Here is a 14,284-nt window from a genome sequence, read left to right on the forward strand (position 1 = left end):
CGCTCACCAGAACAGCCCTTCCCGACGGCTCGACGGCCCAACAGAATCCGGCACACGCGAGCCCGAGGCGAGCCCGAGAAGACGGGAACCGCCCGGCACCAGCCGACACCATGCGACACAGCAGGCCAAACATGGCCAGCGGAAACAGCCCAATCCGGCATCACTCGACACCACCCGACAGGCTCTCGGGTCGGCTCTTAACCAGCGGGTTCGGGTGGGGAGCATCGCCGACGGCATCAGCCGTGGACCGCGGCGTCCTTCCCGCGGAGTGGCGCGCGGTGCTCTACGACCAATCGACCCCGCAAGAATCCGCTGGTCGGAGCTGTTCCCATCTGTTGCGTACCCTGCCGGGGGCACCACCTTTCGCCGGGTGAAATTAAGCCCTGACCAGCGTAAAGCAGGTCAGGGCTTGATCTTGCGCTGTCCGGCTGTGTCCGGCCGTATCGGACCGTCTACGGGTGGCTGTGCCGAATACGTGCTGAAATCGGCAGGATTAGCTCGCCTGTTTGGCGGGGGAGCCGCGCCTGTTCGCGTGCTTGGTGTGCGCGGGTTTGGCGGGCTTGTCCCTCGCGGACCGGGTGGCTTCCTCGTGTTCGCGGCGGACGCGCGACCACGCGACGGCGGCGGGGACCGCGATGAGCACGCCCAGGGCGCCCGCGATCGCGATGGTCGTGGCGGCCGAGCCGATTCCCTGGGCCACGGCGCCCCCGGCCGCGATGCCCAGCGCCTGGGCGACGCGCAGGCCCGTGCGGGCCGCGCCGAACGCGCCGCCGCGGACCTCGTTGGGGACGATCGTGTTGAACAGGCCCATGACCGTGACCTGGTACGCGCCGACGAAACCGGAGACGAACAGCAGCACCAGGGCGAGCACCAGGCTCGGTTTCAGGATGAACAGGGTCAGCACGGCCAGCGCCGAGACGCACAGCACGCCGATCAGCCGGGCCCGGAGCGCGGCCGGTATGTAGTGGGCGATCACGAACGTGCCGACGATGAAGCCCAGCGGGTCGGCCGCGAGCAGCAGCCCGACGGCCCCGGACGGCGCGCCGAGCTCCTTGGCGAGCGGGGCGGCCAGCCCTTCCGGGATCACCGCGAGCCCGACCAGCCACGACAGGGTGACCAGGATGCGCAGCCTGCGGTCGCCGAAGACCCAGCGCGCGCCGTCGAGCCAGTTGGTCTTGGCGGTGCTCGCGGGCGGGCGGTCGGCGACGTAGCGGTGCACGAGCAGCGTGGCGATGACGAAGGTCGCGGCGTCGATGGCCAGCGCGGTCGAGGTCCCGAGCCAGCCGACCAGCAGGCCGCCGCCGCCGAGGCCGACCAACATGGTGGTGTTCGTGGTGATGCCGCGCAGGTCCTGGCTGCGGAAGTACAGGTCGTCGTCGGGCAGGATCTCCCTGGTCGTGGCGTTCTGCGCGGCCACGGCGGGGGACTGCAGCAGCGGGACGCCGATGACCAGCACGAACAGCGCGGGCAGCGGCGTGTTCGGGATCGCCATCAGCCCCACGAGCACTGCCTGGCCCGCCGAGCACCACACCATGAGGGTGCGTCTGCGGTAGCGGTCGGCGAGGTGCGAGAGGCCTAGGCCACCGGCGAGCGCGGGAAGGAACGTCAGGGCGTAGATGCTCGCCGCCCACATCGCGTTGCCGGTTCGGTCGTAGACGAGGATGGCCAGCGCGACGCGGGTGAGCTGGTCGCCCGCGACGGAGATGCCCTCGGTCAGCCAGAGCGCGCGGAACTCCCGGTTCGCGAGGGGCGCGAACATGGTCGGTCCCTGTCGGCTCACGTTAACTCCCTGTCCGGGTGAGGTTTACCCGCCCGGGCTGTTCGCACTCCTCCAGTGCCGGTGTGGGGCGCTGGCGGGGTTGCCGTGTCTTGTCACTCGGTCACTGTGGCGTCGCTCAGAGTACCGGCACGGCGCGGGCGTGACGGACGCCATTGATAGAGTCCGCGGGCGAAAATCGAGGATGCGGCCGTCTGGCGCAGCGTTGTCCGTCAGTTTCCAACCAGCGGCGGGCTGAATGGCCCACACACGAAATGGCTGGCGGGGAACCTCGGTGAACTGCGTCACAGGGGCTACGCGAAGAGCGATAGTACGAAAGAGTGATCAACAAGCGTACGCGGCGTCACGGACGAGCATAAACGCCGTCATATGCAGTGGGTGGTCTGGACCGACCTGGGTTGCCCGTTTGCTCCATTCGGGCGCTGCTTGCTGTAGCGGACTCACTACTGTCGGCGTTAGCCGTACCGTGGAGTGCGCGACTGACGTCCCGTCATCGGCGACGGGTGATACGTCGAACCGCAGGTAGACGATGTTACGGGCGATGGGCCGGCGAGACAGAACACCGTGTCGGTCCGAAGGCATACGCTTCTTGGTACGACCGAGATCCTGCGGAAACCAGAGGATATAGAGCGAGCAGAAGGGGAGGTCGCACCGTTGGAATCCACCAGTCGCGGGAACGGGCGGACCGCGCCTCCCCTGCTTGGGGATTCGTCGGACACGGCTGCTCGCGGGAATGCCCGCGCGGCCGGAGCGCTCACCAGTCACGAGTGCACATCTGAAGCTCCATCGGTCGAGGTCGGTCGGGCTGTGGGGGTCACCAGTCGCGAGTCACTTGGGGCTCCGTCGGTAGTGGTGGATGGGGCTGGGGCTGTGGGGGTCACCAGTCGCGAGTCATCTGAGGCTCCATCAATGGGGGTGGGCGAGGTGTCGGGTGTGGGGGTCACCAGTCGCGGGTCACTTGGGGCTCCTGCGGTCGAGGGGGACGGGGCTGAGGCTGTGGGGGTCACCAGTCGCGGGTCACTTGGGGCTCCTGCGGTCGAGGGGGAAGGGGCGGGGTTTTCCGGGGTCACCAGTCACGCGTCTGCATCCGAAGCTCCTTCGGTGGGGTCGCAAAATGTGTCAACGAGCGCGGAGACAACCAGCGACGTAATCGCAACACCTCCTCATGACGGCACACGTCAACAGGTGGGTCAGGCCGAGGCTCACGGTAAGACCGGTCATCGACGAATCATGGGCTGGCTCCGTTCACGGCTAATTGTGACGGACTCACTGCGCACTGAACACCCTTCCCTGTTTTCCCTTCGTTCGGTCCGGCGGTGGGGCGTTTGGAACCAACCCCGGCCCGTTCTCGGCTACATCTTGACGTTCGAATTGCTCACTGTGCTGGCCGTCGTCGCCGCGGTCCTCACCGACCCGCCCGCCTCCACCACGGACTGGCTCCGCGGTGGTGCGCTCGTCGCCGCGGCCGCGGTCCACCTGTGGATCTCCCGGCGCACCGAGGAAACCCGACGCGACAGCGGAACCGGGCCCCACATGGACACCGGCACGGTCTGGGTGTTGCCCGCGATGGTCCTGCTTCCCGCGTGGATGGCCGTGATCTCGCTGTTGCTGCTGCGCGCGCAGCTGTACCCGATCGCCCGCCGCCCGCTCTACCGTTACACCTTCGGCACCTCCGGCATCCTGCTCGCCGCGCTCACCGCGCTGGCCGTCGTCCGGATCTCGGGTGTCGATGTGACCAGCACGTTCGGCGGCAACGAGGTGCTCCTGCTGGCCCTCGCGGGCCTCGCCTACTTTGTCGTCAACGCGATCGCGATCGGTGGCGTCATCGCCCTGTCGACCCCGCAGCCGACGTGGACACTGGCGATCGGTAGCCGTCGCGACAACGCGATGCTCGGGCTCATGGTCTGCCTGGGCGCGGTCGCCGCGCTGGCCACCGCGCACGCCTGGCTCGCCCCGATGCTGCTGGTTCCGTTCGTGGCCGCGGTCGACTGGGGTCTGCTGCAGATCGAGAACCTGCGCGGCGACGCCCGCACCGACCACAAGACCCAGCTGCTCAACAGTCGCGGCTGGCACGAGCAGACCGGCCGCGAGTTCGCCCGTGCCCGCCGCCAGCACTCGATGCTGTCGGTCGCGGTGATCGACCTCGACCACTTCAAGCAGGTCAACGACACGTGGGGACACCCGGCGGGCGACGCGGTGCTGCGCGCGGTCGGCGCGGTCCTGCGCGAGACGACCAGGCAGGGCGACATCGTGGGCCGCTTCGGCGGCGAGGAGTTCGTCCTGATGCTGCCCGACACCGACGCCGAACAGGCGGTCCGGGTGGCCGAGCGCGTGCGCCAGGGCGTGGCCGACATGCACGTGGCGGCCACCGACAAACGCGGCCAGCCGGTGTTGATCTCGAACCGGACGGCGTCGATCGGGATCGCGTCGGGTCCCGGTGCCACCTCGGATCTCGACGAGCTGTTGCGCGCCGCCGACGCGGCCGTCTACGAGGCCAAGCACGGCGGCCGAAACCAGGTCCGCTCCGCGGAGTCATCGATCCCGCACCACGCCGAATAAGCGCGGCTCGGGGCAAGATCAATCAATCCCTTTACCCGGAATTGCGCCTGGCTAAACCCGATCGACACCAAAAGCTGGATTGGACCGCAGGAATTCGGTGTAGCGCGGGCTGCGGGCAACGACGTCGAGATAGGCCGCGCCCGCCAGCTTCACGACTTGATCGGCGAACGCGGCCGCGGTTCCCTCGGGATGCCAGCCGATGAGACTGCGCCAGCGCAGCGGATTGCCCGCGATCGGCCGCGCCACGATTCCGGGAACCTGCCGGAAAGTCGGCTGGCACAACACAACCGCGTCGCCGGACTCGACAAGATCGACACAGCTCGCCACGTCCGTCTCGTAGAGCGTCTTGGGCGTGAACCCGGCGCGGGCGCACGCCGCGGCGAAGCAGTCGCCGAAGCAGCCGTCGCCCGGGGTGGCGCCCCAGTGGGTGCCCGCGAGGTCCTTGAGGTCGACCACGGGTCTGTCGGCGAGCGGGTGGTCCTCGGCCAGCATCACGAAGACCGGGTCGGTGGCCAGGGTCCGCCACAGCAGGCCCGGCCGCGACGGCGGTGGCGCGTCGCCGCAGACGCCGACGAGCGTGTAGTCGATGCGGCCCTCCGCGACCATCCCGGCCAGTTCCTCCGACGACCAGGACGCGTGCGTGGCGACCAGAAGATCCGGGTAGGTCGCGCTGACCTGGTGCACGAGGGCGCCGAGGACCGGTCCGTTCGCCGAGGCCAGCCGCAGTCGCGACGGGGTGTCGCCGAGATTGGTCCCGCTGGCGAACCGGGCCGCCTCCTCGCGCAGGTCCGAGACGGCGGGAAGGAGCAGCCGGGCTCGGGCCAGCACCAGCTCGCCCAGCGGTGTCACCCGGGCGCCTTTGCGGTCGCGGACGAACAGGGCGCCGCCCAGGGCACGTTCGACGCGGTGGAGTTGGGCGGTGAGCGCGGGCTGGGCGAGGCCCAGCGCGGCGGCGGCCTTGGTGATGCTTCCGGCGTCGGCGATCGCGCAGATGATCCGGAAGTGGCGCAGCTCCAACTCCATGGGCCCACGCTAAGGGGCGGTGTCCGCTCGGCGGAAGGGTTTGCGGCGGGCGATGCCATAGATGACGAGCGCGGCGACCAGCCCGCTCGTCGCGCCGACGGCCGCGCGGATGACGCCGACTTCGATCTTGATCGCGTCGTGGGCCCCGGCCATGCCGGTGATCGCGGCATAGGCGGCCGTGCCAAGGCACACCGCGAGGACGGCGGCCGAGCCCTTCGCCGGGCGCTTGCGCGGTGCTGTGCGGTGGGGGCGATCGGCAGGGTGAGCGCGATGCCGGGAAGCGAGTGCTGAGATCGCCGTTCACCGGGCGCAGGGCCAGGAAGTACGGGACATCGGGGGCGAGCGTGAAGGGCATGGCCTCGATGGTGGCGGCCAGGTGTGGAGACCCCGTGGTGCTCCTGTGGTGAACCTCTGCTTTTCCAGCGGAATCAGACCGGGGGGATGATCCCGGGGAAGTGGCCCACGGTTTCGCAGTGCGGGCACGGACGTCCGTTGTCGACGTTGCGGGGGCTGCCGCCGATCATCGCGAGTTTCGGGTCGGCGACCATGCCGCCGCCACCGCAGTACTGGCACACGGTGTGCACCTCGGCGGGGACCTCCAGGTCGTCGTCCTCGTCGTCCTCGTCCAAGGTGGGCTCCTTTGGCGGGAATGATGGCCGCGCCGATCCTTTCACCCCTCGGGTGGCCGCGCTGGTGTGAGGGGGTGGTCCGGGTGACAATGCCGGGTGGCTTCAAGCGGGCTGGGCAGGCGCCGACTGCGCCGGGTCCTGGTGGCGATCGCCCTCGGCGGGGTCGTCGCCACGGTCCTGCCTGGGCCGGGTCTGGTGCCTGGGACACCGGTGGCCCAGGCGTTGACCGCCACCGACTTCGTCCCGGTGGCCAAGCCGAGGCCGTGTCTGTGGCGGATCGCCGCGATGGCGCCGCGGGCGCGGCTCGCCCAGTTGCTGATCGTCGGGGTCGACCCGTCCGGGCCCGGCCAGGCGCTCGCCGCGGTCCGCGACGCGCAGGTCGGGGGGATCTTCCTGGGTGGTGAGGCCACCGAGATGCTGGTCGACGGGCGGCTGAGCGAGGTGACCTCGGCGTCCGCGCTGCCGCTGACGGTGGCCGTCGACGACGAGGGCGGCCGGGTGCAGCGCCTCGACCGGCTCGACGGCGACCTGCCCAGCGCGCGGGACATGGCGCGGACGATGACCGAGGAGCAGGTGCGTGGGCTGGCCAGGGACCGGGCGGGCCGGATGCGTGCCAGGGGGATCACCCTCGACTTCGCCCCCGTGGTCGACATCAGCGCCGCGCCTGGCCCGACCGTGATCGGCGACCGGTCCTTCAGCGACGACCCGGCCACGGCGACGCGCTACGCGGGAGCGTTCGCCGACGGGCTGCGCGACGGCGGCATGCTGCCCGTCCTCAAGCACTTTCCCGGCCACGGCCACGGTTCCGGCGACTCCCACAAGACGGCCGTGCGCACCCCGGCGCTGGCCGACCTCGGGGGCGACCTGCACCCGTACCGCGAGTTGCCCAAGGCCGGGGCGGTCGCCGTCATGTTCGGCCACCTCGACGTCCCCGGGCTCACCGACGGCGTCCCCGCGTCCCTGCACGCCGCCGCGTACCGGCTGCTGCGCGAGGATCTCCACTTCGCCGGCCTCACGGTCACCGACGACCTCGGCGGGATGCGTGCCGTGTCGGACCGCTACGACCTGCCGGAGGCCGTGCTGCTCGCGCTCCAGGCGGGCGTCGACATCCCCTTCTGGTCCTCCGGTGCCCGCCTGCCCGAGGTGCTCGACCGGCTCGAAGGCGCCCTGCGCGGGGGGGAACTCGCCCAGGGGCGGGTCATCGAGGCCCTGGAAAGGGTGTTGGCGGCCAAGTCCGCGTGCTGAGTCAGCGGGACATGCGCTCCCGAAGGCTGCGCGGGCGCAGATCGATCCCCACTTCCTGGATGTGGGCGAGGCAGGCGTCTTTGCCGCCACGGGTCCCTTCGTCGCGCCAGCCCGCCGCGTTCTCCTTGGCCGCGCGCCAGATCGAGTACGTGCCAGCACGACCTCGACGCCGCTGTCGGCGCACATGAAGTCCAGCCGCGCCGCGGGATAGGCCGGGTCGAGCGGTAGGCGCCGCCCGCTTTGAGCACGGCGAGCGCGGCGACCACCCAGTCCGCCCCGAACTCCAGGCACACGCCGACTTTGCTCTCCGCGCTGATTCCCTTGTCCCGCAGCTGGTGTGCGATCCGGGTCGACGAGGCCGGTCATGTGCTCGCGGGTGAACAAGGCGGTGCGGTACTTGAGATATCCCCGCATCGCGTCGGGGGCCGGGTTGCCGGTGAAGTATCCACGAAGGACAGAGATCCGCATTAGTCGGAGAAATCGAATTGACGTTCCTCTTTTTGGCGTAGCGCGCGGCGATCGGCGCTCGGGAAAGAAGAGCGGGTCGGGACCGGCCAAGTACATCATCGGCCGAAACTTGGACCTTTGGCGGGATCGACGCAGGTCGGACTGCGACGAATGCGGCAATCCGGTGGCGTTGGGTCATGGCTCGGGCGCGCATTGTCGTCGCGCGTGGAATGTAGACCGCGACCGGCGCAAAGCAACCCTTCGGCCAATCGGACGTCCACTCGGGAATTGTCAGGAGAGCCGGCACTGAAATGTCACCCGAATGGCCGAATAGCCGAGTTCGGCGAATAGGGGTGGACCGGTCCACTATGTCCACAGTGCATCGTCCACTTGGCGGAATGCGGCGACCGGGTGGACCATTCCACCCATGGCTTACGACGAAGGGATCGCCACCCGGGTCCGAGACCTGGTGGCGGACCTGCCCGGCATGGTGGAGAAGAAGATGTTCGGCGGCTTGGCGTTCCTGTTCCAGGGCAACATGTCCGTCGGGGTGCTCGGGGAGGCCCTGATCGTCCGGCTCGACCCGGAGGACACGCCCGCGGCGCTCGCCGAACCGGGCGTGCGGGTCTTCGACTTCACCGGCAGGCCGATGAAGGGCTGGGTGCTCGTCGACCCCGACGCCCATGCCGAGGACGAAGACCTGTGCCGCTGGGTCGACGTGGGCGTCGACTACGCGTGCTCACTGCCGCCGAAGTGAGTCAGAACGCCACGGTGACACCCCGGGGCAACTGGACCAGGCGGGTCCCGTAGGCGTCGGCCAACTGGGCGGCGTCGTCGAGGAAACCAGGCCAGTCCAGCCGGGCCACCGGCCGCGGCGGCTCACTCAGCGGGCGGAAGAAGTTGTCGTGGTGGCACGGGATGATCACCTTGGGGCGCAGCTGTTCGCCGAGCCGCCGGAAGTACCCCGCAGTTCCCTGCCGGGCGGCCAGGCAGGCGATCAGCACGTCCACCGGCTGCTGCCGGGCGAGCGGGGCGTCCTCGATCCCGGCGCTGGTCTGCAGGTGCAGTGACAGGCCGCCGACCTCGACCCGGTAGGCGAACACCTGCCCGCGCGGCCACCGGAACACCGTCTTCGGCATCCCCTCGCCGCGAAGCTCGATGACGTCGATCCGGCTCGCGATCGGCACTGTGCCGTGGCGGGAGGCGATGGCCTCCACGGTGAACGGGCCGATGGTGACCCGTTCACCGTCCTCGACCGGGTGGAGTTGGCTGTCGGGGACGCCCTGCCTGCGGCAGATCTCCGTGGTCGTCGAGCTTCCGTGCACCACGCAGCCGGGGTTGGCCTTGGCCAGCGGCGCGACGTCCATGGCGTGGTCGAAGTGGGTGTGTCCGACGAAGATCCCGGACACCTTGCCGAAGGTCCGCTCGACCAGCGCCTGATCGGGGCGGGCGGGCCGGAACAGCGTGTCGCGCACGCCGGGGTTACTGGCGTACGGGTCGAAGCAGATCCGCTCACCGCCGACTTCGAGGATGAACCCGGCGCAGCCCGTCCAGGTGATCGACCCGCCCAGCTCTTCCTTGAGCCAGCCAGGCTCGGGCGCGGTGGTGGGGAACACCGGCGCGGGCCCGGGCACCATCAGCGGCAGCACACACGTCAGGCACATGCGCCGACCCTACCCACGGGCGCAGCGCCAGACGCGCCAGATCGTGATCGCGAGCTGGTAGTACTGGCTGGATTCGTCCGGGTCGGGCGCTTTCCTGACTTCGACCAGGGCGACCCGCTGGCTGGTCAGGACGCAGAACTTGGTACCCACGGCGACGTTCTCGAACTTGGGGATGAGTGCGTAGCGGGTATCTGTGGTGCAGGTGCGGTGATCGCCTGCCTGGCCGTCGTCCAACAACACTACTCGGCGTTGCTGAAGGAGATCCCCGTGTCATAGATGTGGGCCGGGGGACCTCTCCCAGCGGACCATGGTGGTGGGTTCAGCCAGGTAGACGCCATTGCCGAGGGCCAGGTCCACCGCGTCGACCTGGGTGAGGATCTCCGGCTCGCCGCCGCTCGGCTTGCTCCCGGTGGCTGTCGACGAGGCGCCTGGGGTGGACTGGTCGGCGCTCTTCTCCGCTGTGTTCTCCGGTGTCTTCGCGTCGAAGGCGCCCGCGATCGCGGCGGCGCCGACGCCCGATCCGATCGCGAGCACCGCGAACCCGACCGCGGCGGCGGCTCGGAAACGAGAACGTTCGGGCGCTCGCGGAACCGGGGGGACCGGCGTCACCGCGATCCGGCTCACCGCGGCCGCGACCGCGGGTGGCAACCACCTGTTCGGGGGCCATGAAAGCCGGTGTCCCGACCCGGATGCCCGCCTGCGTGACCGACGTCGTGTCGACCGCCCTGGCGATGCCGGAATGTCCCTGAAAGTCAGTCGCCGCGACGGAACAGGGGTGTGGACGCGCCCGTCTCGGTGTGGTCTTTGAGGGTGCCCATCAGCTGCGCCCAGGTCAACGCCGAACTCGGGAACGGGCCTGTGTCGTCGGCCCAGCCCTCGTGGGCGAAGTGGACAGTGGTGGAGTCGCCCTTCGCGGTGAGCGTCCAGGTGATCTCGGTGTTCGCCCAATGTGGCGGGAACGCGCCGACGGAGGTCCAGCGGACCTGGGTCTCGTCGGCTTGGTCGACCCGCAACTCGAACCGCGCGGGCGCGACCGCGAACCCCAGCGTCATCCGGTCCGCGGCGGGGAAGTCGACGTCGTCGGTCCACCAGCCCGTGATGCCCTTCTGCGTACTCAGCGCTTCGACGATCCGCTCGGCGGGCGCCGCGAGGTCGGTCTCGAACACGATTCTGGCCATGGGAGTTCCTAGGGTTAGTTGACGCTTACGTTAGTGACATCTAACATAAGCCGTGTGGACGCCCAACTCAAGGCCCTTGCCGAACCCCGCAGGCGCAAGATCCTCGAACTGGTCCGCGACCAGGAGCTTCCCGCGGGCGAGATCGCCCGGCAGTTCGCCGTCACCCGGCCCGCCATCTCCCAACACCTCACCGTCCTGCGCGAAGCGGGCCTGCTGATCGAGCGCCGAGAGGGCACGAAGCGCCTGTATCGGGCGGACCCGGCGGGCCTGCTCGGGCTCAAGCGGTTCGTCGACCGCTTCTGGGTGACCGGCCTTGAACGACTCAAGCTGGAAGCCGAGACTGAGGCCGCCCGCGGCGAGCGGAAGGACCAAGCGTGACGATCGTTTCCGACCGGGTCGAACACGAGATCCACATCAAGGCCCCACCCGAGACCGTGTTCGCCTACTTCACCGACGCGGAACGCCACCCGCGCTGGATGGGTGTGGAAGCGACCCTGGACCCCCGTCCCGGCGGCGTCTACCGCTGCGTGGTGCACGACAAGGCGACGGTCCTCGGCGAATACGTGCTGGTCGAGCCGCCCCACAAGGTCGTGTTCACCTGGGGCTTCGAAGGCAACGAAGACGTCCCACCGGGCAGCAGCACCGTCACCGTCACCCTGACCCCCGACGACACCGGCACCCTCCTGCGACTCGTCCACACCGGCCTGCCCCACCCGTCGCTGGCCTCGCACGACCGGGGCTGGACCACCTACCTCCACAATCTCAGCGACGCCGAATAGGAGCCCCGGATGGCATACGACGAGTCCCTCGCCACGAGAGTCGGGGGACTGGCAGGCGAGATACCGGGAATGACCGAGAAGAAGATGTTCGGCACCCTCGTCTTCCTCCTGAACGGCAACATGTCCTGCGGCGTCTACGGCGACGGCCTGATCGTGCGGCTCTCACCTGAGGCTTCCGCGGCGGCCTTGGCCGAGCCAGGCGTGCGGGTGCCCGAGATGGGCGGCCGCCCGATGAAGAACTGGGTCCTGATCGAGCCGGACCACCTCGCCGACGATGCCGACCTGGACGGCTGGATCCAGCGGGGAGTCACCTACGCCGGATCTCTGCCCGCCAAGTGATCGCAATTCGGTGACTATCGGTAGCCGGGTCGGTACGCTGACGCGGTGAGCGTCCAGAACGAGTTCAGCGGCAGCGCCGAGAACGTGGTGCAGGCAGGCGCCATCTTCGGCGGCGTGCACTTCCACGGCCGGAGAGTGGCCGCCCCTCGGCAGACTCCGCCGGTGACGCCCCATTTCACCAACCAAGTGCGGGTATTGCGCGAGGCCGACGAGGCTGTGGAAGCAGGGCAGCGGGTTCTGGTCTTCTGCGGGCTGCCCGGAGTGGGCAAGCGCGAGGTCGCCCGCGAATGGTTGCGGCGCCGGTCCGAGCAGTATCCGGACGGCCAGTTCCACGCTGATCTCTCCGGCGACGCCGACGGCCAGGAAAGCACGGCGCTGCGCGAATTCCTGCTGGCCACCGGGCTCGACGCGGCGCAGATTCCGGACACCACAGAAGGCCGATCGGCGTGTTTCCGCAGCTGGTCGACCGGCAAACGGGTGTCCGTGTCGGTCGACAAGGCGATCACGCCGCGCCAGGTTCGGCTGCTCGCACCGGGGTCGGGGGAGTCCGTGGTGCTGGTGACCGCCGCGGGCAGGCTGCCGGGGCTGGGCGTACGCGACGCGGTGGCCTACATCGATCTGATGCCGTTGGAGGACGCCGCCGCGGTCGAGCTGCTCGGCAGGGTGATCGGGCGATCACGCCTCGACGCGGAGCCGGACGCCGTTCGCGAGCTGGTCAAGGCATGCGCCGGGCTGCCGATCGCGCTGTGCGTGTGCGGCGCGCTGGTGGCGGGGCGCCCCAACCGCCCGCTTGACCGGCTGGTGGCGGAGTTGGCCGACGAGCGGCGCAGGCTGGCCGCGCTGTCGCGGCACGACGATCTTTCGGTGACCTCGGTGTTCAACACCGCCTATGGCCGGTTGAGTCCGGCTGCCCGTCGCGCGTACCGGGTGTTGGGCTCACACCCTGGCGTGGGCACCGTGTCTGTGACGGTGCTGGGGATCGGGCTATCAGAGTCCGATGTGGACGGCACACTGGATGACACAGTGGATGAACTCATCAGGGCCGGTCTCGTCCGTGAGACCGGGGACGACCGGCTCGTCATGCACGACATGACCCGGCTGCACGCACGCGACCTTGCCGAGGACGGCGACACTGTCGCCGTCGCGCGGATGGTCGAGCACTATCGCGAAGTCACGGTCGCGGCGGGTGAGGCCGCGATGCCCGCCCGCGGCTGGCTGCGCCGCTTCGCCGGAAACGTCGGCGGCGCGCCGAAATCGCCGATGCGCTGGCTGGAAGTCGAGCGGGAGAACGTCCTCGCCACGCATGGCGTGCTGTTCGCTCAAGGGCGCTTCCTCGATGTTTGCCTGATGGCGATCGCGCTGTGGCCGTTGCACGAGCACGGCAAGTATCTCGACGAGCAAGTGCGGGTCAACGATGACGCGGCCGTGGCCGCACGAGAGCTCGGCCGCGCGGACCTCGAAGCGTTGGCCCACGTGCAGCGCGCGTTCGGCCTGCTGCAGGGCGGCCACCCGGAGGAAGCGGTCGCGGTTGCCGAGTCCGCACTCACGTCGGCGTCGTCGGCGGGTGTGGTGGAGTTGGAGGCCACGGCTTTTGAAACCATCGGCCTGGCGGCGCTGGCGCTGTCCCGTGCGGCCGTCGCCGAGGACGCGTTGCGACACAATCTGCTGTTGGCGCAACGTATCGGCCATGATCGCCGGGTGGCGCTGGCGCTATTGCACTTGGCCAAAGCGGTCGCTCCCGCCGAAGGCCGCGCGCTGTTGACCGAGGCCCTCCCGGCGTTCGCGGCGGAACCGGTCAACAGCGCCAAGGTGACACTCTGGCAGGGCATCACCTACGTCCGACTTGGCGACCACGAGACCGCCGAGTCGCATGTGGACAGTGCGCTGTTGGCGATGCGGACGCACGGCAGACTCTATGACCAAGCGCTGTGTCTGATCGCGTTGGCCGACATCGCGGTCGCCCGCGGGCAGTCCGACATCGCTCGCGGGCGATATCGGGAAGCGCTGGCCATCGCCGAGTCGTGCGGTTTTCGCCCAGAGGTCAGGCGTATCCGCGCCGCGCTAGGCGAACTCGATCCGAACGAGGCGGCCACCGACGCGCACTGACACTTCGTCCGGCACGCTCAGACCCGCGTCGAGATAAGCGTGCACGACCGATGCGCCCAGCCTGCCGTCGCCTTGGCAGCGGTACTCGACGCCTGCCGCGTCCACGATCAGCCAAGACTCGGCGTCGAGTGGGCCGGTCGCCAGAAGGCAGCCTGGCATCGACGCGAGGATCTCACCGGCGTCCCTGGCGTCGGGCACGACCACGATTTCGGCCAGGTCGAGCATTCGTCGCCAAGGCTCGTGCAGGTCGACACAGAGATGACTGCCCTCCGGAAGCGGAATCGTCGCCGGATAGCGGGTAACCGTTGCCACCGCGCCCACGACGTCGACCCGCACCGCGTGCGCGCCGCCATCCGCGCCGGCGCACGTCGGCAGCGGCAGGGCGAGGGTATCGGCCGGCTCGGTGGGCTCGCTTAGCCTCGATCCGTGGAGCGAGTGGGTGTTCGTTCGGCGTGGTGACGTAGGAAGTGCCTTCTGGGTCGGGAGAATCTGGAGTGTCTAGGTCCCGATTCAACCGATCCAAGAAGGCACTGACGGT

General features: G+C 69.4%; 17 protein-coding genes and 1 pseudogene. 7 read left to right on the forward strand and 11 right to left on the reverse strand.

Annotated elements, in window-relative coordinates; all coding sequences use genetic code 11:
• Window positions 1–493: 493 nt before the first annotated feature.
• The gene (locus ACRDSQ_RS14675) at window positions 494–1,759 is read right to left on the reverse strand and encodes an MFS transporter (protein WP_431421684.1); all 1,266 of its coding nucleotides are present in this window, start codon (window positions 1,757–1,759) and stop codon (window positions 494–496) included.
• A 1,377-nt stretch (window positions 1,760–3,136) separates the two neighbouring features.
• On the opposite strand from ACRDSQ_RS14675, the gene ACRDSQ_RS14680 reads away from it, so the two are divergent.
• The gene (locus ACRDSQ_RS14680) at window positions 3,137–4,336 is read left to right on the forward strand and encodes a diguanylate cyclase (RefSeq protein WP_431421664.1); all 1,200 of its coding nucleotides are present in this window, start codon (window positions 3,137–3,139) and stop codon (window positions 4,334–4,336) included.
• 51 nt (window positions 4,337–4,387) lie between these two features.
• Here ACRDSQ_RS14680 and ACRDSQ_RS14685 read toward each other — a convergent pair whose 3' ends face one another.
• The 3 genes from ACRDSQ_RS14685 to ACRDSQ_RS14695 form a co-directional block, all read right to left on the reverse strand.
• Complete coding sequence (locus ACRDSQ_RS14685) at window positions 4,388–5,359, reverse strand: LysR substrate-binding domain-containing protein (RefSeq protein WP_431421666.1); 972 nt, start codon at window positions 5,357–5,359, stop codon at window positions 4,388–4,390.
• A gap of 9 nt (window positions 5,360–5,368) precedes the next feature.
• Window positions 5,369–5,551, reverse strand: coding sequence for a hypothetical protein (locus tag ACRDSQ_RS14690; RefSeq protein WP_431421668.1), 183 nt, complete (start codon window positions 5,549–5,551; stop codon window positions 5,369–5,371).
• 236 nt (window positions 5,552–5,787) lie between these two features.
• Window positions 5,788–5,988 (reverse strand): hypothetical protein, encoded by a 201-nt coding sequence (locus ACRDSQ_RS14695; protein ID WP_091383092.1) that lies wholly within the window; start codon window positions 5,986–5,988, stop codon window positions 5,788–5,790.
• A 126-nt stretch (window positions 5,989–6,114) separates the two neighbouring features.
• Between ACRDSQ_RS14695 and ACRDSQ_RS14700 the strand changes: the two genes are divergently transcribed.
• Window positions 6,115–7,233, forward strand: coding sequence for a glycoside hydrolase family 3 N-terminal domain-containing protein (locus tag ACRDSQ_RS14700; RefSeq protein WP_431421685.1), 1,119 nt, complete (start codon window positions 6,115–6,117; stop codon window positions 7,231–7,233).
• Between the two features lies 1 nt (window position 7,234).
• Here the strand turns inward: ACRDSQ_RS14700 and ACRDSQ_RS14705 are convergent, their stop codons facing one another.
• Both ACRDSQ_RS14705 and ACRDSQ_RS14710 read right to left on the reverse strand, forming a co-directional pair.
• Entirely contained in the window at window positions 7,235–7,417 is a 183-nt protein-coding gene (locus tag ACRDSQ_RS14705; protein WP_431421669.1) for an MbtH family NRPS accessory protein, read from the reverse strand.
• Between the two features lie 52 nt (window positions 7,418–7,469).
• A pseudogene (locus tag ACRDSQ_RS14710) lies at window positions 7,470–7,577 on the reverse strand (hypothetical protein); the annotation flags it as partial.
• 530 nt (window positions 7,578–8,107) lie between these two features.
• Here ACRDSQ_RS14710 and ACRDSQ_RS14715 point away from each other — a divergent pair.
• On the forward strand, window positions 8,108–8,437 hold the full coding sequence (locus tag ACRDSQ_RS14715; RefSeq protein ID WP_431421670.1) for a TfoX/Sxy family protein: 330 nt from the start codon (window positions 8,108–8,110) through the stop codon (window positions 8,435–8,437).
• 1 nt (window position 8,438) lies between these two features.
• On the opposite strand, the gene ACRDSQ_RS14720 is transcribed toward ACRDSQ_RS14715, so the two are convergent.
• The 4 genes from ACRDSQ_RS14720 to ACRDSQ_RS14735 all read right to left on the reverse strand — a co-directional run bounded on the left by ACRDSQ_RS14720 (window position 8,439) and on the right by ACRDSQ_RS14735 (window position 10,522).
• Window positions 8,439–9,344, reverse strand: coding sequence for an MBL fold metallo-hydrolase (locus ACRDSQ_RS14720; RefSeq protein WP_431421672.1), 906 nt, complete (start codon window positions 9,342–9,344; stop codon window positions 8,439–8,441).
• Window positions 9,345–9,353: 9 nt separating this feature from the next.
• A complete protein-coding gene (locus tag ACRDSQ_RS14725; protein ID WP_431421673.1) occupies window positions 9,354–9,584 on the reverse strand; it encodes a hypothetical protein in 231 nt (76 codons plus the stop codon).
• 30 nt (window positions 9,585–9,614) lie between these two features.
• Window positions 9,615–9,992, reverse strand: a complete 378-nt coding sequence (locus tag ACRDSQ_RS14730; protein ID WP_431421675.1) for a hypothetical protein — start codon at window positions 9,990–9,992, stop codon at window positions 9,615–9,617.
• 104 nt (window positions 9,993–10,096) lie between these two features.
• A complete protein-coding gene (locus ACRDSQ_RS14735; protein WP_431421676.1) occupies window positions 10,097–10,522 on the reverse strand; it encodes an SRPBCC family protein in 426 nt (141 codons plus the stop codon).
• Window positions 10,523–10,576: 54 nt separating this feature from the next.
• On the opposite strand from ACRDSQ_RS14735, the gene ACRDSQ_RS14740 reads away from it, so the two are divergent.
• Genes ACRDSQ_RS14740 through ACRDSQ_RS14755 form a run of 4 tightly spaced genes read left to right on the forward strand, consistent with a single transcriptional unit; the run spans window position 10,577 to window position 13,746 of the window.
• A complete protein-coding gene (locus ACRDSQ_RS14740) occupies window positions 10,577–10,900 on the forward strand; it encodes a metalloregulator ArsR/SmtB family transcription factor (protein WP_431421677.1) in 324 nt (107 codons plus the stop codon).
• The gene (locus ACRDSQ_RS14745) at window positions 10,897–11,301 is read left to right on the forward strand and encodes an SRPBCC family protein (RefSeq protein ID WP_431421678.1); all 405 of its coding nucleotides are present in this window, start codon (window positions 10,897–10,899) and stop codon (window positions 11,299–11,301) included. The genes ACRDSQ_RS14740 and ACRDSQ_RS14745 overlap by 4 nt, the downstream gene beginning before the upstream one ends.
• A gap of 9 nt (window positions 11,302–11,310) precedes the next feature.
• On the forward strand, window positions 11,311–11,640 hold the full coding sequence (locus tag ACRDSQ_RS14750; protein ID WP_431421680.1) for a TfoX/Sxy family protein: 330 nt from the start codon (window positions 11,311–11,313) through the stop codon (window positions 11,638–11,640).
• Between the two features lie 45 nt (window positions 11,641–11,685).
• Complete coding sequence (locus ACRDSQ_RS14755; protein WP_431421681.1) at window positions 11,686–13,746, forward strand: tetratricopeptide repeat protein; 2,061 nt, start codon at window positions 11,686–11,688, stop codon at window positions 13,744–13,746.
• On the opposite strand, the gene ACRDSQ_RS14760 is transcribed toward ACRDSQ_RS14755, so the two are convergent.
• Complete coding sequence (locus ACRDSQ_RS14760) at window positions 13,702–14,082, reverse strand: hypothetical protein (RefSeq protein WP_431421683.1); 381 nt, start codon at window positions 14,080–14,082, stop codon at window positions 13,702–13,704. The genes ACRDSQ_RS14755 and ACRDSQ_RS14760 overlap by 45 nt on opposite strands.
• Between the last annotated feature and the right edge of the window lie 202 nt (window positions 14,083–14,284).

This window comes from Actinokineospora sp. (assembly GCF_050699995.1).
GTDB lineage: Bacteria > Actinomycetota > Actinomycetes > Mycobacteriales > Pseudonocardiaceae > Actinokineospora.